General features: G+C 67.9%; 18 protein-coding genes and 1 riboswitch. Of the genes, 5 read left to right on the top strand and 13 right to left on the bottom strand.

Annotation, left to right across the window (positions count from 1 at the left end):
• Window positions 1-72: 72 nt before the first annotated feature.
• From KF907_RS01195 to KF907_RS01185, 3 genes are read left to right on the top strand one after another with little or no spacing between them, the layout of a single operon-like run.
• Window positions 73-282, top strand: coding sequence for a zinc-finger domain-containing protein (locus tag KF907_RS01195; protein ID WP_291217315.1), 210 nt, complete (start codon window positions 73-75; stop codon window positions 280-282).
• 54 nt (window positions 283-336) lie between these two features.
• Window positions 337-1,470, top strand: a complete 1,134-nt coding sequence (locus KF907_RS01190) for a glycosyltransferase (protein WP_291217312.1) — start codon at window positions 337-339, stop codon at window positions 1,468-1,470.
• Window position 1,471: 1 nt separating this feature from the next.
• Window positions 1,472-2,725: an O-antigen ligase family protein gene (locus tag KF907_RS01185; protein WP_291217310.1), complete on the top strand. Its 1,254-nt coding sequence runs from the start codon at window positions 1,472-1,474 to the stop codon at window positions 2,723-2,725.
• Between the two features lie 479 nt (window positions 2,726-3,204).
• On the opposite strand, the gene KF907_RS01180 is transcribed toward KF907_RS01185, so the two are convergent.
• The 3 genes from KF907_RS01180 to lpxL all read right to left on the bottom strand — a co-directional run bounded on the left by KF907_RS01180 (window position 3,205) and on the right by lpxL (window position 8,344).
• Window positions 3,205-4,560 carry a DUF3999 family protein gene (locus KF907_RS01180; RefSeq protein WP_291217308.1) on the bottom strand — a complete coding sequence of 452 codons (1,356 nt, stop codon included), beginning with the start codon at window positions 4,558-4,560 and terminating at the stop codon, window positions 3,205-3,207.
• On the bottom strand, window positions 4,557-7,295 hold the full coding sequence (locus KF907_RS01175) for a DUF2339 domain-containing protein (RefSeq protein WP_291217306.1): 2,739 nt from the start codon (window positions 7,293-7,295) through the stop codon (window positions 4,557-4,559). Before KF907_RS01175 ends, KF907_RS01180 begins: the two co-directional genes overlap by 4 nt.
• A 122-nt stretch (window positions 7,296-7,417) precedes the next feature.
• A complete protein-coding gene (gene lpxL / locus KF907_RS01170; protein ID WP_291217305.1) occupies window positions 7,418-8,344 on the bottom strand; it encodes an LpxL/LpxP family Kdo(2)-lipid IV(A) lauroyl/palmitoleoyl acyltransferase in 927 nt (308 codons plus the stop codon).
• Between the two features lie 97 nt (window positions 8,345-8,441).
• On the opposite strand from lpxL, the gene waaA reads away from it, so the two are divergent.
• Complete coding sequence (gene waaA / locus KF907_RS01165; RefSeq protein ID WP_343214748.1) at window positions 8,442-9,737, top strand: lipid IV(A) 3-deoxy-D-manno-octulosonic acid transferase; 1,296 nt, start codon at window positions 8,442-8,444, stop codon at window positions 9,735-9,737.
• Between the two features lie 191 nt (window positions 9,738-9,928).
• On the opposite strand, the gene KF907_RS01160 is transcribed toward waaA, so the two are convergent.
• The 5 genes from KF907_RS01160 to KF907_RS01140 form a co-directional block, all read right to left on the bottom strand.
• Window positions 9,929-11,308 (bottom strand): TolC family outer membrane protein, encoded by a 1,380-nt coding sequence (locus KF907_RS01160; RefSeq protein WP_291217302.1) that lies wholly within the window; start codon window positions 11,306-11,308, stop codon window positions 9,929-9,931.
• Window positions 11,309-11,356: 48 nt separating this feature from the next.
• Window positions 11,357-12,019 (bottom strand): protein-L-isoaspartate O-methyltransferase family protein, encoded by a 663-nt coding sequence (locus KF907_RS01155; protein ID WP_291217300.1) that lies wholly within the window; start codon window positions 12,017-12,019, stop codon window positions 11,357-11,359.
• 150 nt (window positions 12,020-12,169) lie between these two features.
• Entirely contained in the window at window positions 12,170-12,493 is a 324-nt protein-coding gene (locus KF907_RS01150; protein WP_291217298.1) for a hypothetical protein, read from the bottom strand.
• A gap of 54 nt (window positions 12,494-12,547) precedes the next feature.
• A complete protein-coding gene (locus tag KF907_RS01145; protein WP_291217296.1) occupies window positions 12,548-15,706 on the bottom strand; it encodes an efflux RND transporter permease subunit in 3,159 nt (1,052 codons plus the stop codon).
• 97 nt (window positions 15,707-15,803) lie between these two features.
• Window positions 15,804-16,904: an efflux RND transporter periplasmic adaptor subunit gene (locus tag KF907_RS01140; RefSeq protein ID WP_291217293.1), complete on the bottom strand. Its 1,101-nt coding sequence runs from the start codon at window positions 16,902-16,904 to the stop codon at window positions 15,804-15,806.
• A gap of 80 nt (window positions 16,905-16,984) precedes the next feature.
• Between KF907_RS01140 and KF907_RS01135 the strand changes: the two genes are divergently transcribed.
• Window positions 16,985-17,629, top strand: a complete 645-nt coding sequence (locus KF907_RS01135; protein ID WP_291217291.1) for a TetR/AcrR family transcriptional regulator — start codon at window positions 16,985-16,987, stop codon at window positions 17,627-17,629.
• A gap of 154 nt (window positions 17,630-17,783) precedes the next feature.
• On the opposite strand, the gene KF907_RS01130 is transcribed toward KF907_RS01135, so the two are convergent.
• The 5 genes from KF907_RS01130 to hemW form a co-directional block, all read right to left on the bottom strand.
• A complete protein-coding gene (locus KF907_RS01130; RefSeq protein WP_291217288.1) occupies window positions 17,784-18,125 on the bottom strand; it encodes a PilZ domain-containing protein in 342 nt (113 codons plus the stop codon).
• A 10-nt stretch (window positions 18,126-18,135) separates the two neighbouring features.
• On the bottom strand, window positions 18,136-20,589 hold the full coding sequence (locus KF907_RS01125) for a DUF1631 domain-containing protein (RefSeq protein WP_291217285.1): 2,454 nt from the start codon (window positions 20,587-20,589) through the stop codon (window positions 18,136-18,138).
• Window positions 20,590-20,681: 92 nt separating this feature from the next.
• Complete coding sequence (locus tag KF907_RS01120; protein WP_291217283.1) at window positions 20,682-22,484, bottom strand: TonB-dependent receptor domain-containing protein; 1,803 nt, start codon at window positions 22,482-22,484, stop codon at window positions 20,682-20,684.
• A gap of 121 nt (window positions 22,485-22,605) precedes the next feature.
• A riboswitch (cobalamin riboswitch) is annotated at window positions 22,606-22,799 on the bottom strand.
• Between the two features lie 46 nt (window positions 22,800-22,845).
• The gene (locus KF907_RS01115; protein ID WP_291217281.1) at window positions 22,846-23,034 is read right to left on the bottom strand and encodes a CPXCG motif-containing cysteine-rich protein; all 189 of its coding nucleotides are present in this window, start codon (window positions 23,032-23,034) and stop codon (window positions 22,846-22,848) included.
• The gene (hemW, locus tag KF907_RS01110; RefSeq protein ID WP_291217278.1) at window positions 23,031-24,194 is read right to left on the bottom strand and encodes a radical SAM family heme chaperone HemW; all 1,164 of its coding nucleotides are present in this window, start codon (window positions 24,192-24,194) and stop codon (window positions 23,031-23,033) included. The genes KF907_RS01115 and hemW overlap by 4 nt, the downstream gene beginning before the upstream one ends.
• Window positions 24,195-24,304: the final 110 nt, after the last annotated feature.

Raw genomic sequence — 24,304 nt, 5'->3', positions numbered from 1 at the left:
GCGCCGTCAGTGATGAAGTTGGCATATTCCATGCTCTAGACTTGACGACTGTCCTGTTTCGGAGATTTGCGCATGCCATCACGCCATCCAGCCGCCGAACCGCTGGTTCAGGCGAACGCCGAAAATCGCTATCGCGTGGGTCGCGCCGACCTGCCGCTGAGTTGCCCGATGCCGTCGATGTCGCTGTGGAACTCGCATCCGAAGGTGTATCTGCCGATTGCCGAGCAGGGCGGTCATGCGAAGTGCCCTTATTGCGGCGCGGAGTACACGCTTGAGGATTGAAGCCGGCCCACCTGCGCGGCATCCGCGGTTCCCTGTTTCGCTGAAGGTTCGAATGTGACAACCCGGCGCCTCACCGTCGTCCAACTCGTTCCCGCTCTGCAGTCGGGCGGTGCGGAGCGCTCGACGCTGGAGGTTGCGCAGGCGCTGGTCGCGGCCGGGCATTTCTCGATCGTCGTCTCAGGTGGCGGTCGCCTGGTCGAGCGCCTCCGGGCAGCGGGCAGCGAGCATGTCGAAATGCCGATCGGCGAGAAGAAGCTCGGCACACTGGCCCTGGTGTCGCGCCTGCGGGGTCTGTTGAAGGAATTCGGCGCCGATATCGTGCATGCCCGTTCGCGCCTGCCGGCCTGGCTCGGCTGGCGTGCCTTGCGTGGCCTGCCGGTGCCGCGGCCACATTTCGTGACCACCGTTCACGGTCTCAATTCGCCGGGCTGGTACAGCGGCATCATGGCGCGCGGCGAGCGCGTGATCTGCGTGTCGAACAATGTGCGCGACCACGTGTTGCGCCACTATCCACGCACCGATCCATCGCGCCTCGTGCTGATCCCGCGCGGCGTCGACACGGACGAGTTCCCGTTCGGCTATCAGCCCGACGACGATTGGCGCCAGCGATTCTTCGCCGAGTTCCCGCAATTGGCCGGTGCTCCGCTGCTGACCCTGCCGGCGCGCGGCACGCGCCTGAAGGGGCATGCGCACGCGATCGAGCTGCTCGCCGACTTGCAGGCACGTGGTGTCGATGCGCGTCTGCTCCTGCTCGGTGCCCGAGAGCCAGGGCGTGAGGACTACGTTGACGAACTCGAGAAGCTGGCGATCCGCTTCGGCATTTCGCGGCGCGTGGTCATCACGCCACCGCGCGCCGATGTGCGCGACATCATGGCGATCTCGACCTTGGTTCTGCAGATGAGCACCTCGCCGGAATCGTTCGGGCGCACCGTGATCGAGGCACTGGCACTGTGTCGCCCGGTGCTCGGCTATGCACATGGTGGCGTCGACGAGTTGCTGACCGAACTCTATCCGGCCGGGCGTGTGGCGATGGGCGACCGCAACCGCCTCGCCGAGCGTGCGGCCGAACTGATGCGCAGGGCGCCGGCGATCCAGCCGCTGACGCGCTACCGGCTTGCCGACATGCAGGCGGCGACGCTGGCGCTGTACCAGGAACTCGCGGCGGAAGGCCGTGCGGCGGCCGATTGAAGTGGAACGCACGACGGCCACGCGCGCCGGCGTCGCCATCGTGCTCGGCGTGCTCGTACTGCTGCCATTCGGCCGGCTTGCCGAGCTGCCGGTGGCGATCGGCGTGCTCGTCACGCTCGTGCTTGCCGTGCGGGGGCGCCTGTGGGCGCCAGGCGACGATGCGCAGCGCCTCGTCGTGCTGTTGTTCCTCGCCTATGCGGTGCCGATCGCACTGTCCGGTTTCGCATCGGTTGCAGCGGACAAGACCTGGTCGACCGCGCTGGCGAGCCTGCGTCATCTCGGCTTCGCGCTGTTCGCTGTCCACGTGCTGCGCCGGCCGCAGGCCCAGGCGGCGGTGGTGCCTGCGGTCGCCGCGGTCACCTTGTTGTGGATCCTCGATGCCTGGGTGCAATACCTGACCGGCCACAGCATCGGCGGTGCGCCCGAGGCGGAACGCCTGTCCGGCATCTTTGGTGCCGACAACATCAAGCTCGGTCCGGTGCTCGCCGCGCTGTCGCCGTTCGTGCTGCTCGCCGCGCGTGCGCGCTTCGGTCGCAGCGGCCTGCTGCTAGCCTTCCTGCTCGTGCTGGTGCCGGTGCTGCTGTCGGGGTCGCGGGCGGCCTGGCTGTCCTATGCGCTGGTCAGCGTCGTCGTCGCCTGGCACGAGACCGGCGGCAGCCTGCGTCGCTTCGCGCCGCTGCTGGTCGGCGTCGGCCTCGCCTTCGTCATGGCCGCAGCGGGAATGCGTTTCGATTCCAGTGGATTCCAGTCGCGCATCGAACGCAGCCTGCTTGCCGTGGAGGGCACGCCGCAGGCGCTCGACGAGGCCGCCGCGGGGCGCTTGAGCATCTGGCGCACAGCCATCGACATGATCCGCGCGCATCCGCTGACCGGTGTCGGCGCACGCGGCTTCCGTTACGACTACCCCGAGCATGCCGCGCCGGGCGACCGCTTCGTCGTCGAGGGTTCCAGGGAAGGGGCATCGCACGCTCACCAGATCGTGCTCGAAGTACTGAGCGAAACCGGCATCGTCGGCTTGCTCGGCTGGATCGTCGGCGCCGTCGCCGCCGTGCGCGCCTGGCGACGCGCCGACCGCGCCGCGCGCGCGCGCGCTTACGCGCCGGCGTTGGCCCTGGTCGCGATGTGCTTTCCGCTCAACACCCACCTCGCCTTCTACTCGGCGTGGTGGGGCCTGTTCTTCTGGTGGCTGCTCGCGCTGTACTGCGCGGCGCTGGCTGCGCCGCGCGAGCCTTCGGTCCGCCCGCTGCCCGCGTAGCCAGGGCCATGTTTGGAAACACCCGAGTGATCCGCGGAAAGCTGTCGCTGGCTGGGGGCAACCCTGGCTTGCACGATTGTTTGACACCAGCATGATGCGGATGTGGTTGGGTGATGGCCAGTCTGCCTTCGCCGTCGCGCCTTGATCTGCGCCCGCACAGGACGGTGACGCCGTTGTGGGATTGATCAGAGCATCCCTTGCTCTCCGCCCGAGCCCTCACCCTCGGTCCCTCTCCCGGAGGGAAAGGGAAGACAAGAGAGCTGGCCCGGCGACTGCAGCGCGCCCGGAGTGGCATCGATGCCGCCGGCAGGAGTGGGCACTTCGAAGCCATGCGCGAAGATCGAGTCGATTCCGCAGGTCTCCGCGTGAACCGCAGCGCAACCTGATCCAACGGCGAGGCATCCGATCAGACCCCGCGACATCCATTGCTGCCTACGCATGATCCTTCCTGCCGCGAATCACGGCAGGCTTGCGCACGATCAACGCTGCCCGCGCAGCAGCGACAGCGCAATTCCCGCGACCAGCACGGCGCCGGCGATGAGCACGCCCCAGAGCAGGCCGCTTCGCCACGAAGTGGGTGGCGGTGGCGGCGTGAGCGCGGCTTGTCCGGCGGCTTCGCGTGCGGCGCCGGGAGTGGCCAGCGGCGGTTGCCAGTCGTTGCCGAAGCGTGCGCGCAATACCGCCAGTGGTGTCGCCAGCGAGGCCGCTTCGCGGCGGGCTTCGGCATGGCCGGCGGCCAGCACGTAGGGCGCGCGGCCTTCGGCGAGGAAGACCAGCGAGGGCGGTCGCCAGCCGACCTGGAGTTTCGGTGCTGCGGCGAGCGGGCGCGTCGAGGCGAGATGCAACTGGTCGAGCCGGCGCGAGCGCGCGAGCGCGATGTCGCCCTGGTCGATGACGTCGTCACCGGTGCGCAGGCGGTAGGCAGTCAAGCGCAGCAGCGGCTCCCTCAGCGGACGTCCATCGTGTGTGCCGAGGTGCGCCGACAGCGCGAGTTCGGCCGCACTGTTGTCGCCGACGAGTTCGACGCGCAGCGCCTCGATCGACAGGCGTGCCGGCAGGCGGTAGTCGAAGGCGGCGTTCGTTGCGTCCTTGACGATGATTTCGGCGGCCTGCCATTGCAGCGGTTCGCGCTGTTTCGTGTTGCGCGCGAGGCGTTCGACATCGACTGCGAGATCCTCCAGCACGGGACCGTCGTCGAGGCGGCGCAGGCGCAGGTAGCGCGCACGCTGGCCGTCGAGTGCGATCGTGCGCCGTTCGATGCGCGCGTCGGCCTGTTGCAGCAGGGCGATCGCGGCGTCGGCGCGCAGCGTTCGCCAGCCTTGCAGGTCGTCGCTGGCATCGATGGCGAAGCGCGCGAACACGCCGTCGTGCGGCTCGGTCCACTCCAGACGCAGCCGATCGATGCCGTCAGCGAAGGCTTCGACATCGAGCAGCCACGCGCGTGTCGGCGCTGACGCAGGCGTCTCGCGCGTCGTGCCGAGGCGCAGGCGTCCTTCGCCGTCGCGCTCGACCAGCAGGCGCAGGTCGTCACGCGCAGCCGTGCCCTGCGTCGGCAGGGCCAGCGGCAGGATGCGCGCCTGCCGGCCGCCGGACGGTGTGGTGGTGGACGGCGTCCACTCGGCGAGCGGCACCGCACGACCGTCGGCATCGAACACGGCGACGTCGCGCAGCGCCTCGTCCTGCGACCAGGCGTACACGTCGAGCGGCAGTTCGATGCGCCAGGCCGCACTGTCGCCGGGTGTGGCGATCGGCATGACGATTGCGTAATCGTCCGGTCCCGTCGCCTGCGCGAAGCCGGCTGCGAAGGCGAGCAGGGCGAGCCAGCGCTGGTTCATGGTGTGGCTCCTTCGGTGCGTGCGGCTTCACGGGGTGGTGCCGGTGCGAGGTAGCCGATCAGCGTGCACAACAGGCCGTAGGCGATGAACGAAGCAATGCCGAACAGGTTGCCGAGGTGCTGGCGGTCGACCAGCAGCAGCTTGAGCAGGACGATTGCCATCAGCACCGCGCCGGCCAGCCACAGGCCACGCTGGCTACGCCGCGAACCGATCACCCAGCCGGCCACGCCGAGCACGCTCCAGACCACGGCGAGGCTGGTCTGCGCGAGCGAGGCGTCGAGCAGTGCATCGTTCCACGCCACGCCGCCGAGATGATGCACGGCGCGCAGCGTTGCCATGGTGATCAAGGCGAAGCCGGCAGCGGAGACGATCAGCGGCCTTTGCGTGGCGAGCAGGCCGGTGTCGCGCAAGGCCATCGCCAGCACCAGCAGGATACCGATGCCAGTGATTTCAAGCGGGTTGAGCAGCGGCATGAACGGCAACGGCATGCTGTCGCCCGAGCTGGCCAGGCCAATGATGAAGATCAGCGCGAGCAGCGCGCCCTGCGACAGCAGCAGCGGTTGCCGCGTGGCCTCGAAGCGTTCACCGACCGGCACGGCGACGAGTTGCGGCGCGCGCAGGGTCAGCACATGGATGACGATGAGCGGCAGCGCCACGGCGGCGTGACGCCAGCCCCCGCCGAGGCCGAGGCTGCGCGCCAGCGCTTCGAGCGCCAGCGCGAACACCACGATCCAGGTCCACACCCAGCCGGCGTGTGCGGCGCCGACCATGCCGCTTTCGCGCAGGCAGGCCAGCGCGCGCAGGCCGAACACCGCATAGGCGACGTGCGCGGCGAGCGCCCAGCTGGCCAATGGCTGGCCGTACGAGGTGATGGCCGCGCAGAGCGGAATGCCGGCCCACAGGCCGATCGTGGTCGTCAGTGCGAGCAGAGGTTGTTTCCAGCGGCGCTCGGCTTCGGCGGCGAGCCAGCTGGTCAGCGCGGTCGCGGCAAGCAGGGCCGCCGGCATCCAGCGTGTCGGCACGCCGCGTTCGATCTCGGCAACGAGTGCACCGAACCACCAGAGCAGGCCCCAGAGGTAAAGCACGCCGGCCAGCCATGTCAGGCGTCCGGCGCGCAGGTACAGCCACGCACTGATGAAGGCCGCACCGGCGATCAGCAGGGCGGCGATGAAGCGCGCATTGGCGAAGATCGGCGCCGTCTCGTGATAGCCGAAGAAACCGATCACCATCGCGCCGGCGGCGGCGAGTTGCAGCAGCAGGCCGCTGATCTGCGGCAGGCGACGACCCTGGCGCAAGCCGAGCCAGATGAGGGCCGCACCTTCGAGGGCAAACACGCAGCCGGTCACGCGCGCCGAGAACGCCAGCGGGATGGCCAGTGTGGCGAAGCCGATCGCGAGCACGGCGAAACTCTCGCCGAGCAGGCGCACGCGCTTGCGCAGGGCGAAGGCGAGCACGAGATAGATCATGGCCGTGCCCAACGCCGACAGCGCGATCGGCAGGCGCTCGCCGTCGAGCAGGCCGGCTTGCAGGACGAAGCTGATCAGAGGAGTGCCGAACACGAGCGGGCCATCGATCGCCTTGGATGGCTCGGCACCGCTGCGCAACGCATAGAGGATCGGAATGGCCAGGTACAGGGCGAAGTAGAAGACGAGGAACGGCTCGGTGCTGGCGAACAGATCAGGGCGATAGCGCAGTACGCCCCACACCGTGGCGATCGCGAAGGTGAAGAAGAAGCCGAGCAGGTTCAGCACGCGCCATGGCCGCAGCCAGGCCACGGCGAGGATCGCCAGGTTGAGCAGGGCGTAGTACGCGAACAGTACGACATGGTTGCCCTCGCCGGTCGAGAGCAGGATCGGCGCGGCGAAACCGGCAAGCAGGCCGAGCACGGCCAATGCGAGTGCATCCTGCAGCACGGCGAGCACGCCGATGCCGACGACCAGCACGAGCATCAAGGCGAAGGCGACGCCGGCCGGCAGCAGCGAGTAAAGCCGGAATGCGGCAAACACGACCAGCAGCAGCACGCCGATGGCACCGCCCTGCAGGCTCAGCGCGAAGGCGCGCCGCTCGTTGCGCTGGCGCCAGCCGAAGGCGAGCGCGGCGACTGCGGCGAGGCCGACGCCGGCGAGGCGCAGCTCGATCGGCAGGGTCAGCCAGCCCTCGTCGGCGGCGTACTTGAGCAGGGCGGCGACGCCGGCGAACAACACCAGCATGCCGACCTTGACCGGCACGTTGCCCTCGGTGAACCAGCGCTTGATGGTCTCGAAGAAGCGCTGAGGCGTACCGGGGCCGGCCGGATCGGGCCGCAACGGCCCGGGAGCGACGGCAGAAGGAGGTGTCGTCGCGGTGCGCAGGTCGAGCGTCGCACTGACGTCGGCCGACTGTGGCGTGCGGACGGGAGGTGGTGGCGGTGGTAACGGCGCCATCGCGCCGACGGAGAAATCGAACAGCGCCGCTTCCGGTTGCCGAGCTGTATCCGGCACGGCTTGCGAGGCTTCGCTGAGTGTCTCGGCAGGCCGCCAGTCCGGTTCGGCACGGGGGACAGTGCGGCTGACCCGCAGGTCGGCGAGAAGCCCTTCGGCCTGTTCGACCCGGGCCTTCAGCGCATTCACGCGCGCCCACAGGCTGCCACCGACGGCGCCGGTCAGGAGGCCGGGCAACATGCCGCTGTCACCACCGAACATGCCGCCGATGATGAAGCCGATGAACGCGCCACCCAAAGCCCACACGATGGTCATGCACAAGTTCCTTTCGGTAGGGACGCTCTGATTCGCTTGATCGCGGCTGAAGCCGCTCCTACGAGTCGGCCTTCCGTAGGAGCGGCTTCAGCCGCGATCGGGGTGGTACGACGTACACGGTATCAATAAACCCGCGGCTCCCCCGGTGGCCGCGACTTGAAGCGCTGGTGCATCCAAAGGTACTGCGTCGGTGCTTCGCCGACCATGCGTTCGATCGCGGCATTGACGCGCGCGGTATCGGCTGCGACGTCGTTGCCGGGGAAATCGGCGAGCGGCGCTTCGAGGCGCAGCACGTAGCCGCCGCCGTCGAGGCGGCGATGGAAGAACGGCACGACCAGCGCGCCGGACAAGCGCGCGAGGTGATGCGTCGCCGTGATCGTCGCCGCCGGCACGCCGAAGAACGGCACGAATACCGCGTCCTTGCCGCGCATGTCCTGGTCCGGCGCGTACCACAGGCACCCGCCCTCGCGCAGGTAGCGCACCGCGGCACGCAGTTCATCCTTGCGGAACATCTGTTCGGCATAGCGGGCGCGGGCGTGGCGGATTGCCCATTCGAAGGCGGCGTCGCCGTGCGCGCGATACATGCCGGCAACACGTTGGCCGCCCTGCTCGACGAGCAGGCGCCCGGCCAGTTCGAGGTGCGAGAAGTGCGCCCCGGTGAGCAGTACGCCGCGCCCGTCGGCGCGTGCGCGTTCGAGATGCTCCAGGCCCTCGATCGTCACCGGCACGCGGCGGATTGCTTGCGGCGTGCCGAACCAGCCGAGCGCAAACTCGACCAGCATGCGCCCGCTGTCGCGCAGGTTCGCCTCGAGCAGGCGCGCGCGTTCGGCGGCCGGCAGTTGCGGGAAGCACAGTTCCAGGTTGCGCGCGGCGATGCGTCGGCGCGAACGCAGCAGGCGCGCGGCCAGCGCGCCGAGCCCGTCGCCGATGCGCAGCAGCGCGCGGTACGGCATGGCCGCAAGCAGGCGGATCAGGCCGAGGCCGAGCCAGGCGGGCCAATGGCGCGGAGCGAGCAGGGCGGCATGGAAGGTGGGCAGGGCGTCGGACATCGCAGTGATTATGCGGGCAGGTGCGCGGCCTGCCTATGTGTGCGGGGCTGCCGCCGCGTACGGCCTATACTGCGCGACCCCCGCCGGAATCCGCCGCGTGCTGCGCTTCCTGTACACCCTGACGATGTACCTGTTGACGCCGGTGATCCTGTACCGGCTCGCCGCGCGCGGTCTCAAGTACCCGCGCTATTTCGCGCGCTGGCGCGAGCGTTTCGGCTTCTTTCCCGATCCGGGCATCGCCGACAGCATCTGGGTGCATGCGGTTTCGCTCGGCGAGGTCAATGCCGCGGTGCCGCTGATCGAGGCGCTGATGCGCGCCTATCCGGATTCGCCGTTCGTGGTCACCACAGTGACGCCGACCGGTTCCGAGCGCGTGCTGAAGCTGTTCGGCGACCGCGTCTTCCACGTCTATCTGCCGTACGACCTGCCGGCCTCGGTGGAGCGCTTCTTCGCGCGCATCCGGCCGCGCTTGGCGGTGATCATGGAAACCGAGATCTGGCCGAACCTGTTCATTGCCTGCCGCGAGCGGGGCATCCCGATCGTGGTGACCAATGCGCGCCTGTCCGACCGCAGCCTCAAGGGCTATGGCCCGGTGCGCCCGCTGGCACGGCGTGCGATCCGCTGTGCAGACTTCGTTGCCGCGCAGTCACCGAGCGATGCCGAGCGCCTGCGGGCGCTTGGCGCGGATGTCACGCGCCTGGCCGTGGTCGGCAATCTCAAGTTCGACTTGCAGGTGCCAGAGAGCCTGGTCGATGCCGGCGCTGCGCTGCGTGATTCCTGGGGCGTGCGTCGCCCGGTGTGGATCGCGGCGAGCACGCACGAGGGCGAGGAGATGCCGGTGCTGAAGGCGCATACGGCGGTACTGCAGCGCTTTCCCGATGCCTTGCTCATCATCGTGCCGCGCCATCCGGAACGCTTCCGCGCCGTGGCCGCGGCCTGCCGTTCGCTCGGTTTCAACACGCGCACGCGCAGCGAGGACGTCGGCGCCGACGCGCGCTGCCAGTGTTTCGTGGTCGATACGCTCGGTGAACTGATGCAGTTCTACGCGGCGGCCGACCTTGCCTTCGTCGGCGGCAGCCTCGAACCGATCGGAGGTCACAATCTGCTCGAGCCCGCCGCTCTCGGCCTGCCGATCATCGTCGGTCCGCATACGTTCAATACCGAGGAAGTGACCGACAGCCTGATCGAGGCCGATGCGGCGACCCGCGTCGCCGATGCCGATGCGCTCGGCGCGAGGGTGATCCGCCTGATGACGCGCGATGACGAGCGTCTGGCCATGGGACGCGCCGCCAAGGCCGTGCTCGAGCGTGAGCGCGGCGCGGTCGAGCGCACCCTGCGCATCGTCGCGCAGGTGCTTGGCGGAAAGACGGTGGCGGTGGAGCCGTGGGCCTGAGCAGCCGAAGGCCGCAGGAACCCGTTCACGGGCGATTGGTTGCGCGAGGAAAAGAACAACGCATCGCCGCGGGGAGCATCGCGCCTGACGGCGCTCCTAGAGGGCGGTCGGGGGCGTTTGTGGGAGTCCGTTCACGGGCGATTGGTGAATGCATCGCCGAGAAGCATCGCCCGTGAACGGGCTCCCACGGATCATTCAAGCAGGGCGTTGACCGCTTCCAGGTCGCCGACCTCGATCACGCCGGCAGCCTGCTTGAGCAAAAGTCCGTTCATGACGAAGGCATGGCGGGCCTGCGAATGGTTCGACTGCGCCTGCAGGAGTTGCTGCTGGCTGATCAGCACGTCGACGATCGTGCGTGTGCCGACCTCGTAGCCGGCCTGGGTCGCGTCGAGCGAGCTTTGCGCGGAAACCACGGCCTGGCCGGTCGCCTCGACCTGGCTCGCACCGGCGATCACCGCGCGGTAGCTGTTGCGCGTGCTGCGTTCGACGAGGCGGCGCTGCAATTCGAACTGCTCCTGTGCGGCATCGCGGTTGTGGATCGTCTGGCGCACGCGCGACTGGGTATAGCCGCCGGCGAAGATCGGCACATTGAGGGTGACGCCGACCGTCGTGGTCCAGCCGTCCTTGTTGAAATGCTCGCTCGGGTCGGGCCGGGTGCGCGTGTCGCCCCAGGTCGGTGACTTCGAATAGACGACTGAACCGCTGAGTGTGGGCAGGTGGCCGGCACGTGCCGTGTTGATGTCGGCATTGGCGGCGTCGAGCTGGTAGGCATAGGACGCGAGCGCCGGGTTCTCCTTCACGGCGACGTCGACCCACTGTTCCGGATCTTCCGGCACTGGCTTGTCGAGCGGCAGCTTCTCGCGCAGCTTGCGCAATTCGCCGGGTGGCTTGTTGGTGAGCTGGCGCAGTGCCTCGCGCGCGTCATCGAGAGTGTTCTGCGCACTGATCACGTTGGCTACCGCAGTGTCGTGCTGGGCCTTGGCATCGTTGACGTCGGTGATCGCCGACAGGCCCACCTCGAAGCGCTGCTGCGCCTGTTCCATCTGGCGGTTGAGTGCGCGTTCGTTCGATTGCGTGAACTTGAGCGCATCCTCGGCGGTCAGCACGGCGAAATAGGCGCTGGCCACGCGCACGAGGAGGTCCTGCTGTGCGGCTTCGAGAGTGGCGTCACCAGCCTTCGCGCTCGCCCGCGCCGACTTCACCGCGGTCCACTTCGACAGGTCGAGGATGCTCTGGTCGAGGCGCCCCCCCGCGCTGCGGCCATACGTCGTGCTCGTCGTGGTGACGTCGACCACGCTGACCGAGCCGTCAGGGTTCGTCACCAGGTCGGGCACGCTGCTGTGGCCGCGTACGCGCTGGTAGCCGAGGGTCGCACCGATCTGCGGCAGCAGTGCCGAGCGCGCCTGGTCGACGAATTCGCCGGTGGCGAGATTGGTTGCCTCGGCTCCGGCGAGTTGCGGATCGGAGGCGCGCGCCTCGTGGTAGATCTGCACGAGGTCTTCGGCGTGAGCGCACGGAGTACCCAAGGCCAGGGCGGCGGTCAGGGCCGCGGACAGCGAACGGGAAAGCATCATCGTGATCGTCTCTCGCAGGGGAATCGTTGCAGGCCGCGGCTCACCTCAAAGCGTGAAACGCTTCGGTGGCGTGGCGTTGGCCAGGTAGGGAATATCGGTTTCGAACAGGCTGTCGGTGTGCCAGTGGGTCTCGTCGACGCGCGTGTGCAGCAGCGCCTGCATCGCCGGCGAGGCGCCGGTGATCGCGAACAGGCGACCGCCGGTCTGGACCCACTGGCGTGCACGTTCGGGCAATGCATACACCGCGCCAGTCAGCACGACGACGTCGAAACGCTCGCGGCTGTCGAAGCCGGCGAAGGCTTCGGCGGTCTCGACGCGTGTGTTGCCGAATCCGCCACGGGCCAGCTTCGCGCGCGCGGTCTCGGCGAGGTCGGCATGCCGTTCGAGGCTGGTCACGTGGCTGGCGAGACTGGCCATGCAGGCGGTGAGGAAGCCCGACCCGGTGCCGATTTCGAGCACCCGCTGTCCGGATTCGAGCGCCAGCGCCTGCAGGATGCGGCCCTCGATGACCGGTTTGAGCATGACCTCGCCGTGGCCGAGCGGCAGCTCGACGTCGGTGAAGGCGAGCGCGCGGTGGCGTTCCGGCACGAAGTCCTCGCGCGGCACGCGGGCGAGCACGTCGAGCACGCGCGGGTCGAGCACGTCCCAAGTGCGGACCTGGTTCTCGACCATGTTGGTGCGCGCCAGTTCGAGATTGGAGGTCGTCATGGGAGGGTCCGTCACGCGAAAAAATGGGGCGAAAAGCATAGGGTTTCGCGGCCGCGCCGGCAATCTACGATCGCCATGTACGCGATCTGGTCGAAGTGCCGGAAGTCACCGCAGCACCGCAGCGTGGCGAATCGCATGGCCATGGCTCGATCAGGGCATGCGCAGGCGCGGCAATTGCGCGCGCACGCCGGCGACGAGCGTGGGGTCGACCGTGGCCAGCAGGTCGAGACCCTCCCCGGATTCCCCGGACGCTGCAGTCACCACTTGCAGGGCCAACCAGCGCTCGAGCCGTCCGCGGTCGTCCGCGGACAGCGCTGACAGTCCACGGCGCGCGGACCGCCGCTGTGCGGTGACACGGAAGCTGCTGTGTCGTCGGCGCTGTTCGAGCAGCTCGGCGAATGCCTGCTGCGCGAGGCGCAGGTTCCAGTCCGGCGCTTCGTGGTGACCGACCAGTTCCAGTGCGGCATCACCCATGGCGACCTTTCCTCGTGGTGGTGACTTCCAAGACGCAATCCGGCAGGCAAACCTTCAATTGGGCGTGGTCACGGCTGGTTCGCGGTGCACACGGAACCAGGCCGCGTACAGCGCTGGCAGGAACAGCAGGGTCAGCACGGTGGCGACACTGAGGCCGCCCATGATGGCGACCGCCATCGGCCCAAAGAACGCGCTGCGCGAGAGCGGAATCATTGCCAGGATCGCAGCCAGCGCGGTGAGCACGATCGGCCTGAAGCGGCGCACGGTGGCGTCGACGATTGCGTCCCGCGGATGACTGCCGGCGCCGATGTCGTGCTCGATCTGGTCGACCAGGATCACCGAGTTGCGCATGATCATGCCGAACATCGCGATCGTGCCAAGCATCGCCACGAAGCCGAATGGCACGCGCAGCACGAGCAGGAACAGGACCACGCCGATCAGACCGAGCGGCGCGGTCAGCACGACGATCAGCACGCGCTGGAAGCTGCGCAGCTGGAGCATCAGCAGGGTGAGTACGACGACAAGGAACAACGGAAGGCCGGCGTTGACCGAGCGCTGGCCCTTGGCCGATTCCTCAACCGCGCCGCCTGTTTCCAGCAGGTAGCCTTCCGGCAGTTTCGCGCGCAGGGGCTCAAGGTCGGGAAGGATCCGTGCGGTGATCGTGGCCGGCTGCAGGCTGCCGTCGGTGTCGGCGCGCACGGTCACGGTCGGCAGACGGTTGCGTCGCCAGATGATGCCCTCCTCGAAACCGTATTCGAGCGTGGCAATGTGGGCGAGCGGCACGCCCTGGCCGGAGGCAGTCGGCACCGACAGGCTCGGCAGCAGGCTCAGGCGGGCGCGCTCCTCCGCGGTGCCGCGCAGGAGCACGCCGATGAGCTGGTCTCGCTCGCGGTAGGTCGTGACCGGCACGCCGTTGAGAGAAGCCTGCAGGAAGCCGGAGACGTCCTCGGAACTCACGCCAAGCACGCGTGCACGTTCCTGGTCGATGATCAGGCGCACGACCTTGTTCGGTTCCTCCCAGTCGAGATTGACGTTGCGCACGTGCGCATGTGTGCGCATGACATCGGCGACCTCGCGCGCCAGCGCGCGCACGCGGCCGAAGTCCTCGCCGGACACGCGAAACTGCAGCGGATAGCCGACCGGTGGGCCGTTTTCGAGGCGCACCACGCGCGCTCGCGTTTCGGGGAAATCCTGCTCGAACAGGCGCAGCAGGTCGTGGCGCAGGCGTTCGCGTTCATCGATGCCTCGGGTGAGCAGGACGAACTGGGCGAAGCTCGCCTGCGGCAGTTGCTGGTCGAGCGGCAGATAGAAGCGCGGCGAGCCGGTGCCTATATAGCTCACGTAGTTCTCGAGTTCGTCGCGTTTGCCCAGCCAGCCTTCGAGCTTGCGCACCTGTGCTTCGGTTGCATCGAGCGAGGAACCCTCGGCCAGCTTGAGGTCGACCAGCAGTTCCGGGCGTGTCGAATCCGGGAAGAATTGCTGCTGGACGAAGCGGAAACAGAACACCGACACCGCAAATGCCAGCAGGGTGGTCGTGATGACCAACTTGCGCCGGTCGACGCACCAGTCGACGAGTGCGCGGAAGCGTCGGTAGAACGGTGTGGCGTAGGGGTCGTGACCCTGCGTCGACTGCGGCGCCGCACCGCCGAACCATGCCGGCAGGCGCGAGCGTGCCGCCGCCAGGCGGAGGCCGAAGCGACTGCGCGCTGGGGGCTTCGTGGCGTGCGGGTCCGGCAGCAACCTGTAGCCGAGATAAGGAATGAACACGACGGCGACGATCCACGACAGCAGCAAGGCGATCGTCACCACCTCGAAGATTGCCCGGGTGTATTCACCGGTACCCGATTTCGCGGTTGCGATGGGCAGGAAGCCTGCGGCGGTGACCAGGGTGCCTGTCAGCATCGGGAACGCCGTCGAGGTATAGGCGAATGCCGCTGCGTTCACGCGGTCCATGCCCTGTTCCATCTTTATCGCCATCATTTCGACGGCGATGATGGCGTCATCGACGAGCAGGCCGAGGGCGAGCACGAGTGCGCCGAGCGAGATCTTGTGCAGGCCGATGCCGAAGTAGTGCATGGCGGCGAAGGTCGTCGCCAGCACCAGCGGAATCGAAACGGCAACGACGAAGCCGCTGCGCAGGCCGAGCGAGAAGAAGCTGACGACGAGAACGATCAGAACAGCTTCCGCGAGCGTGCGCACGAACTCGCCGACCGAACGGCTCACCGCGGCGGGCTGATCGGAGACCTTGTGCAGGTCCAGGCCGACCGGGAGTGTGCGGCCGATACGGGTTGTGGCGGCTTCGAGGTCGTGGCCGAGCGCGATGATGTCGCCGCCGCTGCGCATCGACACGGCGATGCCGATCGCCTCCTTGCCCGCATGGCGCATGCGTGGCTGCGGCGGGTCGGCGTAGGCACGGCGGACTTCAGCGATGTCGCCGATGCGCACCAGGCGGCCGTTGGCGCCACGGATCGACAGTTCCCGGATTGCGTCCGGCGAGTCGAGTGCGCCGCTGGTGCGCAGGTAGATGCGATCACTCGCGGTTTCGAAGCTGCCGGCCGGCGCGATCGCGTTCTGCGTCTCGAGGGTGCGCTTCAGATCGGCGTAGCCGATGCCGAGCATGGTCAGTTTCGCGTTCGAGGCCTCGAGGAAGATCTTCTCGTCCTGGCGTCCGATCAACTCGATCCTCGCCACGTTCGGCACGCGCAGCAGCTCGAGCTTGATGCGCTCGGCATACTCGCGCAGGTCGGCATAGTCGAAGCCGTCGCCGGTCAGGGCGTAGATGTTGCCGAAGGTCTCGCCGAACTCGTCGTTGAAGAACGGACCGTGGATGCCCGCCGGCAACTGCGTGCGGATGTCGCCGACCTTCTTGCGCACCTGGTACCAGACATCCGGCACCCGCGCGGACGCGATCGAATCCTTGACGATGAAAAACACCTGCGATTCGCCGGGCCGCGAATAGCTGCGCAGGTAGTCCAGTTCAGGCAGTTCCTGCAGCTTCTTCTCGATGGCCTCGGTGACCTGCTGCGAGATCTCCAGCGCGGTGGCGCCCGGCCACAGCGTCTGCACGACCATGACCTTGAAGGTGAACGGCGGGTCCTCGGCCTGGCCGAGGCTGCGGTAGGACCACAGCCCGATCGCGCCGAGCAGCACGATCGCATAGAGCACCAGGGGCTTGTTGCGCAGGGCCCAGGCGGAAAGGTTGAAGGCGTGCATGGGTCCGCTCGGAGGCAGGTGGCTCCTCATCGTGCCGCCGGCGGGGAGGGAGGACGCCGGCGGCACGCGGGGAGCCGATGAAGGGTCGGGTGGTCGATCAGAAGGTGATCGGGCGGTTGTCGGCGTCGATCGGCACGACCGCCTCGCCCTCGCGCAGGCGATGCACGCCGGCGGTGACGATCCAGGCCTGGGCATCGATGCCCCGGTCGATCAGCACACCGTCGTCCTCGTAGCGCAACACGCCGACATCGACCAGATGCACCTGGCGTGTCGCCGGATCGAGGCGCCACAGTGCAGGCTTGCCGTCTTTCTCGTGCAGCGCACTCAGCGGAAGGCGCCAGCGCTCGGCACCGCCGGTATCGCCGAAGTAGACGCGCGCGGTTTGGCCCAGGCGCGGCGCCAGGCTGTCGTCGGCGAAGGCCACGCGCACGCGATAGGTGCGCGTGACCGCGTCGGCACCCGGTGCCACTTCGCGGATTCGGGCCGGTGCGCGCCGGCCTGCCTCGGCCCACAGTTCGACCAGCGCGTCGCGTCCGGGCGCATTCAGCGCAACCTGGTTCTCCGGAATATGGATCTCGACTTCGATGGCGCCGTCGTGAGCGAGCGTGAACACCGGCTGCCCGGCGGCGACGACCTGACCGAGCTCTGCTGCGACGGCGGTGATCACGCCATCGGCGTCGGCGCGCAGGCTCGTATACCCGGCTTGGTTGCGTGCCGTGTCGAGCTGTGCCCGCGCCTCGGCGGCGACAGCACGCGCCGCTTCCAGTGCATTGGCCTTGGCGTCGCGCTCGAACTGGCTGACGAAGCGCTTTGCGTAGAGCGCGACGTAGCGTTCGTGCTCGCTGTCGGCCAGTTTGAGGTTCGCTTCGGCGGAAACGAGCGCGGCGCGCGCACTGGCGACGCTGAGTTCGAGATCGCGTGGGTCGAGTTCGGCAAGCAGGTCGCCCTTGTGCACGTGGCTGCCGGTATCGACCTTGCGCGTGCTGATCTTGCCGGGAACACGGAAGCCCAGCGTGCTCTCGTAGCGCGCGCGAACTTCGCCAGGGAAGACCGCGACGGTGGCATCGGCGCTGGCTGTCGGGTGCGCGACTCGTGCCAGCCGTGGCTGCGGCGCTTCTGCCTGGCTGGCGCAGCCGGTGGCGAGCAGCGCGGCCAGCAAGGCTGCGACGGTGTGTAGCGGGACGGGTGTCCGGGGCATGGTTACAATTCCCTGACCGCGACGTTGATGAACTATGTGGTATAGTAATTAAATAAAACCGGACAGTTCACTATATTTCGATGAGCAGCCCATTGCCCAGGTCCAGCGGCCCAGGCCGACCGAAAGACCTCGAAAAGCGCGCCGCCATCGTCGATGCGGCCAAGCGCCTGTTCCCCGAGAACGGCTTCGAGGGCACCAGCATGGATGCGATCGCGGCGGCGGCCGGCGTTTCCAAGCTGACCGTCTACAGCCACTTCCGTGACAAGGAAAGCCTGTTCGTCGAGGCCGTGCGGGCGAAATGCCTGGAGTTGATGCCGCCCGAGCTGTTCGAGATGCCGCTGCGCGGCTCAACGCGCGATCAGCTCATGGCGATCGCGCATGCGTTCTTCACCCTCATTACCAGCGATGAATCGATTGCCCTGCATCGCCTGCTCACGGCTGGTACGGGCAGTTCGACCAAGCTGGCCCAGATGTTCTGGGAGGCCGGGCCGCAGACGCTGCAGGCCGGACTGGCCGGTTTCCTGAACGGAGAAGTGGAACGCGGTCGCCTCCATATCGATGACGTGACGCGCGCGGCGTCGCAGTTCTTCTGCCTGCTCAAGGGCGAGTTACATGCGCGCCTGCTGTGCGGATGCTGTGTTGCCGCGACCAGTGAAGCCGACATCGATGCCCACCTCGAGGCGACGGTCGACCTGTTCATGCGCGCCTACGGGCGTGCGGTTTGAAGCAAGGATTCGCGCACAGGGCAGGGCATCTGCCTGTAGGAAACGCCTTCAGGCGTGATGCTTCTTCGTTGCGGGGTTGTACGGCCAAGGCATCACGGCAGAAGCCGTTTCCTACGGCCGTTTCCTACGCCGCTCCCGTCGCGGGAGCATGGCGTCACTCGTTGTTGTCGCCGAGCCACGAGGAAATCGTGGCGACGTCCTCAGGGGCAACGTCGATGAACTGGAAACCGACCCAGAAGTGACCCGGCATATTGGCCGGTTCGCTCCACTGTTCGTGCACGCCGACCTCGATCATGCGCGGCACGCCGTCGGCGTCGACCAGTTCGAAGCTGAGCTGGAACAGGGCGTTGTCGGCCACCTTGCGATTGCAGACCAGCAGCATGCCGTCGGCCGACAGGTTGCCGATCCGGCCCATCGGTTCCCCGGTCATCGCGTTGGTCACGTTGATTGCCACATGCGCTGTCTTGCGTGGCGAGCGGCGGCGGTGCTTGCTCATCGCGGGTTCCTCAGGTCGTCGCCGCAGCCGGCGCATGCGAATCACCGGTCAGCCCGCGCAGCTTGGCCATGATCGCCTGCCAGGCACGGTCGATGAAGTTGGTCGGTTCGGGCTTGTGCAGGCGCACCTGGCCGCTCACCAGGTCCTTCGCCAGTTGCTCCATCGAGCGTTCGTCGGTGCGCGCTCCGCGCTGGTTGACGAACAGGCAGCGGCCGGTGACGGTCGAGAACCACGCCAGCTTGCGACGAACGGATGCACCTTGCTGGTTGGTGACGAAATCGAACCAGGTGCCGAACGGCAGCGTGCGGATGTGCTCGAGCATGCGTTGCTCTTCTGCGTTCAGCGGCGAGGTCGGCTTGGCGGGTTCATCGCTGGCGCCCGTCTCGCCGCCAAGGCGCGGCTTGCTCTTCAGCGCTTGCGCGACCTCCGCCTCGCTCGCTTCGGCAGTTTCCTTCTGCGGCTCGAACAGCTCGCCGACGATGTTCTCGACTTCGTCAGTGTGCAGGCCGACCTGGGTCAGGCCGGTGCGCACTTCGTCGCGCAGCGTCGCATTGATTGGCGCTGGCTTGCCGGTCGCAGCGTCCTCGTCGCCGATGCGCATGAGCTGGTCGGCGACGGCGAGGCGGCGGCGATAGTTCGGGCTGTCTTCGCCCTGGCGCAAGATGGTCAGCGCGAGAACATCCGCCCAGGCCCGCTCGAGCACCGTGCGTACGGCCGGCGCGGGCGTGCGCCGCTTGAGCAGGCGCGACACGGCCATGGTAGCGCGCTCGCGCGCGAGTTCGAGTTTCTCGCGGCCTTTGGCGGCATCGACGTGGCGGCGCTCGGCCATCTCGGCGCGCTTGCCGAGTTGGGCCATGTGGCGACTGAGGTCGCCGAGCATGTCCTCGATCAGCGACAGGTTGCCATCGAACTCATGCGATACGCGATCGACCAGGGCGGTCATCTTGTCGACGAAGCCGCGGTCCGGGTCGTCGTCGTCCAGCCACAACACGCTGGCTTCGGCAATGCTGTTCAGCAGCAGGCGGGCCGGATGGTTGCGCTGGGAGAAGAAGTTCTTGTCGCCGAGCGCGGTGCGCAGCACGGGGACTTGAAGCTTGGACATGAGATCGCGCGTGGCGCTGCGTCCGGACAGGTTCTGGCCGATGTAGTCGAACAGCATGCCGACCAGGTCGATCGTGTCCGAATCCTCGAGCGCGAGCGAGGCTGTCTGGCCCTGCGGGCTGCGTTCGCGCAGGCGCTTGAGCAGATCCTGCTTGAGGTGGCCGATGTCACGCGGTGGCGCGGACTTGCCGCCAGCCGGACCGGCAGGATGCGCCTGCAGGCTGCTCAGCACCGACTGCAGGTCGTCGCGCGTGGCCAGGTAGGTCGAACCGGGCGGCGGTTCGGTCATGCCGAGCGCGTTGCGGCGGTCGGCAAGGAGGCTGCGCAGCGACGAGAACAGGTTCGAGTCGGCGCTGTCCGCACCGGCCATGGCCGGCGGTGCGGCGGCTGCGGCGCGCATGCCGGCCTGGGCGGGCATGCCGGGGGGCATCGGCATCCCGGTTTGTGCTGCTCCGGGCATGCCGGGCATGGGCATTGCCGCGCGTGACATGCCTGCGCCAGTGGGTGGGGCTGCGCCACGTGCAGCAGCGGCGGCGGCATTGGCGGCCTGCTCCGGCGTCGGTTCGGTCGGGCCTGCACCTTCGGACTCGGGCGTGTCGTCCGCATTGTCCGCGCCGCCGTCACTGCCGCTGCCACCGCGGCGCACGCGGTATTGCAGGTGCGGCAACACGCGCTGCTCGGCGAGATAGCCGTTGACAATGTCGTAGAAGGTGCCAATCGCGGTCATCACCGTTCGGTCGAAGACCTGGAAGATCAGCACGCGCTCGTTGGTGCCGAGGTCGAACTCCACCTGGGCGTGACGCACGGCCTCGGCCAGCGAGAGCGGACCGAGCGGCACCTGTTCGAGTTCGAAGGCCGGCTTGCCGGCAATCACTCCGAAGCGGTGGCCGAGCTCGTGCAAGGCCTGGCTGTGGCGAATCTCGGCCTTGCTGGCGATGTCCTGGATGGCGAGCGAAAGTTCGAGGTCGGCGGATTCGACGAGTTCGAGCTTCATGCCGCCGCGCGGCCCGCCGACGCGCGTCTCGGGCTTCGCATTCGCGTCGGAATGGTCGAAACGCGCGATGACCGATTCGAGGTGGGCGAGGAAGCGCGGAACGACATCGCCACGCCGGCGCTTCAGCTCGCGGATCGCTTCCATCATGCGCGTCTGCTGCTCGTTGCTGCGCGCTCGATCGGCTTGTTTGAACAGGGACTGCTCGACCTCGTCGAGCAGTTGCCCGAGTGGCGCTTCGAACCACGCCGTACGCTCGACCAGGCCATCGAGCAGGCGGCGCACGCGCGGCGGCAGTTCGCGCTCGGCAAGACGCATGCTGCGCCCTTCCGTGCGCGACGGATCACTTGGGCTTTTCATGAACTGGTTCACGGAACCCCTCCTCCCCGGGCCGTCTGGCATTCTCGCATGTCGGAACGCTGCCGGGACAGGGAGGAGGTTGCGCCCGCCCGGCGCCAGAGCGGTCAGCGCGGTGACCAGATCACCTCGAGATGACCGGCGCGTCCCGGCGTGTTGTAGCCGCGGGCCAGCTCGTAGCCGCGATCGGTAGCGTTTTCGACGCGCGCGACCGCGCGCCATGCATCGCTCAACCACCACGATGCGCGAATGTTAAACAAGGTGTATCCGGACAGTTCGATACCGCCGACGTCGGCGCGCCTGCCCGAGCGCAGCATCTCGGCGCCGATGCTGAACTCGTCACCGAAGCGGCGCTCGACGATGGCGGTTGCCTTATGTTTGGCGCGTCGCAGCAGCAGTGCGTCGGTGTCGGCGTTGCGCGGATCCTGCCAGGTGAAGCTGGCGCCGACCTGCCAGGCGCCGTAGCGACCGTCGTACTCGATCGCGCTGCCGCGGATCTTCGCGCGTGCGACGTTCTCGGCCTGGAAGTCGACGCCGCTGAAGCTGATCAGGTTGCGCACGTGGGTCCGCCACGCATTGACGGCGAGGCGATGGCCATCGGCCGGCGTGAACTCGAGGCCGATCTCGTTGCTGCGCGATTCTTCCGGTTGCAGGTCTGGGTTGCCGGCGAACAGTCCGCCGAAGCCCGGCGAGTACTGCTCGTTGAGGGTCGGTCCGCGGAATCCTTGGCCGTGGCTGGCCCAGGCGCGGAACGCCTCGGCGAAGCGCCAGCCGAGTGCGGCCGAGCCGGTGGCGTGGCCGTCCCATTCGCTGTTGTCGTCGTGGCGCGCAGCGAGTTCGGCGTCGAGTGCGCCGAAGCCGCCTTGCCAACCGGCGTAGAGGCCGGTGTTGTCGCGATGCTCGCGGTAGACCGGCACGTTGCCGAAGGTGTCGCGGTTCTCGCCGCGCTCGCGCACATGGTCGATGCCGAGCGTGAGCCGCTGGCGTTCGGCAAGGGTGATGTCGTGCTGCCAGCCAAGGGTGGTCCGGCGCGAGGCATAGGCCGAGAAGTACACCGGCGTGGCGTAGTCCTCGCGCGCCTGGCCCAGGCTCAGGCGATGTTTCCAGTGCTCGCCGAGCGGACCCTCGAGCGTGGTGCCGATGGCCTGTTGGGTGAAGTCCGATTCGCCACCGGAGAACTCCGTGGTGCCCTCGCTGCGCACAAAATTGGCGGACAGCGTCTGCGCGCCGAGGCGTGTGTCAGCCTGGGCCGACAGATGGCGATTGTCGAAACCGTGGTCCTTCGGCTCGTAACCGAAGCCGTTCTCGTTCTGGCTGGGGAAGCCGTCGACGTCACGCGTGCCGAACTGCACGCTGAAGCCGCCACGCTCGGTGCGATGGCCGTAGCCGACGCTGCCGGAACGATCACCATAGGTGCCGAAGCCGAGTGCGACGCGCGGGCCGCCCAGCTTGCGCGTGAAGATCTGCACGACGCCGCCGATCGCATCCGAACCCCAGTAGCTTGCGCGTGGGCCACGCACGATCTCGATGCGCTCCACGGTGTCGAGCGGCAGCGTCTCCCAGGTGAACGCACCAGTGCCGAGTGCGGCGACGCGCACGCCATCGACCAGTACGAGCACGTGGTTGTTGTTGGTGCCGCGCAGGAACAGCGAGGTTTGGCTGCCTGGGCCGCCGGTGCGCGCAATGTCGACGCCGGCCTGCAGGCGCAGCAGGTCGCTGAGATCGTGTGTGCCGCTGGCGTCGATGTCCTCGCGGGTGATGACGCTGACGTCGGCGAGCGTGTCGCTGGTGGTCGTTGGCGCGCGCGAGGCGGTGACGACGACCTCGGGTTGCAGGTTGGCCTCGTCGGCGAGGACAGGCGACACGAGCGCGGCGAGGATGCCCGCGCGCAAGAGCTGGGTTCTGATCATGGGAAGGTTCTCCGGTACGCACACCCGCGAAGCCAGTCGCGCGCACGGAAGAACGAATTACGGAGGCGTGGGCGCCCGTGATCCGCCCGTTGCCCGCCGCAACGCTGGAGCCATGAACGCCATGAGGCGCTCTCCACAGGCCGGTCTCCGGGCTTGCAAGCGATGCGGATGCATCGGCCGCGTCGCCTTCCCGTGCATGCACAGTGGCGTTTCGACGCGGCTTTGGCTTGCCTACCGTTGCGGGGGCAGCGTTGGCTTTGGACCAACTTCCCGTTTCACCTGACCAAAGTCAGGCACCTGTGGGCGCGCAGTGTAGGAGGGGGGAGATGTCGTCGCAAGCAAGCTGCGCGTGCCGCGGGCTTCAGTCGCGATCGCTGCGCGCGTCCACATCGGACAGATTGCCTTCGTCGTCGACACGCACGCGGACCTCGATCGGCCGGCAACAGACCGCGCAATCCTCGATGTAGGTCTGGGCACCGGCGGAAACGTCCACCGAAATTTCGCAGGCCTCGCCGCAATACGGGCAATGGATGACGACGAACTCGATCATGCGGGCAGGAACAGGCCGATGACGTCATTGAGGAAACGCTGGCCATCAGCGGTTGCACGCAACTGCTCACCGTCATCGGCCAGCCAATCGCGACGCACGCCCTCGGCAAGCGCGTCGCCGATCGCATCGACGGACAGGCCGGTGCGTTGCGCGAACAGCGCCATCGGCACTCCATCGACGAGGCGCAGCGCGTTCATCATGAACTCGAACGGCAGGTCGGCGGCGGCGACCACGGTGTCCGTGGCGATCCGGCGCGGCCCGGCGGCGTGCTCGAGGTAGGCGCGCGGCGTGCGCTGCTTGGCGCGACGGCGGATCGTGCCGGTCGTGGTGTCGGTCAGCTTGGCGTGTGCACCGGCGCCGACGCCGAGGTAATCGCCGAAGGTCCAGTAGTTGAGGTTGTGCGCCGAGCGCCGGCCGCCGCGTGCGTAGGCCGAGACTTCGTACTGCAGGTAGCCGTGCGCGGCGAGCAGGGCCTGGCCGTGCTCCTGCATGTCCCAGGCGCTGTCGCTGTCGGGCAGCGGCGGCGGCTTGGCCGCGAACAGCGTGTTCGGTTCCAGCGTGAGCTGGTAGTGCGAGAGGTGCTCGGGCGCGAGCGCGACGGCACGTTCGAGGTCGGCCAGCGCGCCGGCGAGGTCCTGGTGCGGCAGCGCGTACATCAAGTCGAGGTTGATGTTGTCGAAGCCGGCTGCCCGGGCCTCATCGATGGCGCGCGTCGCTTCGTCGGAGGAATGGATGCGCCCGAGCCGCGCGAGCATGGCGTCGTCGAAACTCTGTACGCCGAAACTCACGCGATTGACGCCGGCTGTGCGATAGCCGTCGAAGCGGCCATGCTCGATCGTGCCGGGATTCGCCTCGAGCGTGACTTCGGCGCCCGGCGCGAACGCGAGCCGTGCGGCGACGCCGTCGAGGATGCGGCCGATTGCAGCCGGCGTGAACAGGCTCGGCGTGCCGCCGCCGAAGAACACGCTGGCGAGTGGCCGTCGCGCCGCTTCGCCGAAGTCGGCGAGATCACCGTCGAGATCGGCGAGCAGGGCATCGACATAGGTCCCCAGCGGGATGCCCTCACGCAGCGCATGCGAATTGAAGTCGCAGTACGGGCACTTCTTCACGCACCACGGGATGTGGATGTACAGACTCAGTGGTGGTGCGGCCAACGGCATCGGGCAAGTCTAGGGATGCTCGGATCAATCCCACAACGGCCCCAGCCTTCTGATTCCCAATGACGGGGACCGTCCTGTGCGGGTGTTGGTGAACCGTTGCGCGTGCATGA

Source organism: Dokdonella sp., from assembly GCF_019634775.1.
Lineage (GTDB): Bacteria > Pseudomonadota > Gammaproteobacteria > Xanthomonadales > Rhodanobacteraceae > Dokdonella.
This window is presented reverse-complemented; position numbering and strand designations above follow the sequence as displayed.

What these genes read in the sequence shown, in the direction of transcription:
- hemW (WP_291217278.1), bottom strand. Translation starts at nt 24,194, where the DNA reads ATGCCGTTGGCCGCACCACCACTGAGTCTGTACATCCACATCCCGTGG.
- lpxL (WP_291217305.1), bottom strand. Translation starts at nt 8,344, where the DNA reads ATGTCCGACGCCCTGCCCACCTTCCATGCCGCCCTGCTCGCTCCGCGC.
- KF907_RS01115 (WP_291217281.1), bottom strand. Translation starts at nt 23,034, where the DNA reads ATGATCGAGTTCGTCGTCATCCATTGCCCGTATTGCGGCGAGGCCTGC.
- KF907_RS01150 (WP_291217298.1), bottom strand. Translation starts at nt 12,493, where the DNA reads ATGGGTGATGCCGCACTGGAACTGGTCGGTCACCACGAAGCGCCGGAC.
- KF907_RS01140 (WP_291217293.1), bottom strand. Translation starts at nt 16,904, where the DNA reads ATGCCCCGGACACCCGTCCCGCTACACACCGTCGCAGCCTTGCTGGCC.
- KF907_RS01155 (WP_291217300.1), bottom strand. Translation starts at nt 12,019, where the DNA reads ATGACGACCTCCAATCTCGAACTGGCGCGCACCAACATGGTCGAGAAC.
- KF907_RS01160 (WP_291217302.1), bottom strand. Translation starts at nt 11,308, where the DNA reads ATGCTTTCCCGTTCGCTGTCCGCGGCCCTGACCGCCGCCCTGGCCTTG.
- KF907_RS01195 (WP_291217315.1), top strand. Translation starts at nt 73, where the DNA reads ATGCCATCACGCCATCCAGCCGCCGAACCGCTGGTTCAGGCGAACGCC.
- KF907_RS01145 (WP_291217296.1), bottom strand. Translation starts at nt 15,706, where the DNA reads ATGCACGCCTTCAACCTTTCCGCCTGGGCCCTGCGCAACAAGCCCCTG.
- KF907_RS01180 (WP_291217308.1), bottom strand. Translation starts at nt 4,560, where the DNA reads ATGAACCAGCGCTGGCTCGCCCTGCTCGCCTTCGCAGCCGGCTTCGCG.
- KF907_RS01120 (WP_291217283.1), bottom strand. Translation starts at nt 22,484, where the DNA reads ATGATCAGAACCCAGCTCTTGCGCGCGGGCATCCTCGCCGCGCTCGTG.
- KF907_RS01130 (WP_291217288.1), bottom strand. Translation starts at nt 18,125, where the DNA reads ATGAGCAAGCACCGCCGCCGCTCGCCACGCAAGACAGCGCATGTGGCA.
- KF907_RS01135 (WP_291217291.1), top strand. Translation starts at nt 16,985, where the DNA reads ATGAGCAGCCCATTGCCCAGGTCCAGCGGCCCAGGCCGACCGAAAGAC.
- KF907_RS01175 (WP_291217306.1), bottom strand. Translation starts at nt 7,295, where the DNA reads ATGACCATCGTGTGGGCTTTGGGTGGCGCGTTCATCGGCTTCATCATC.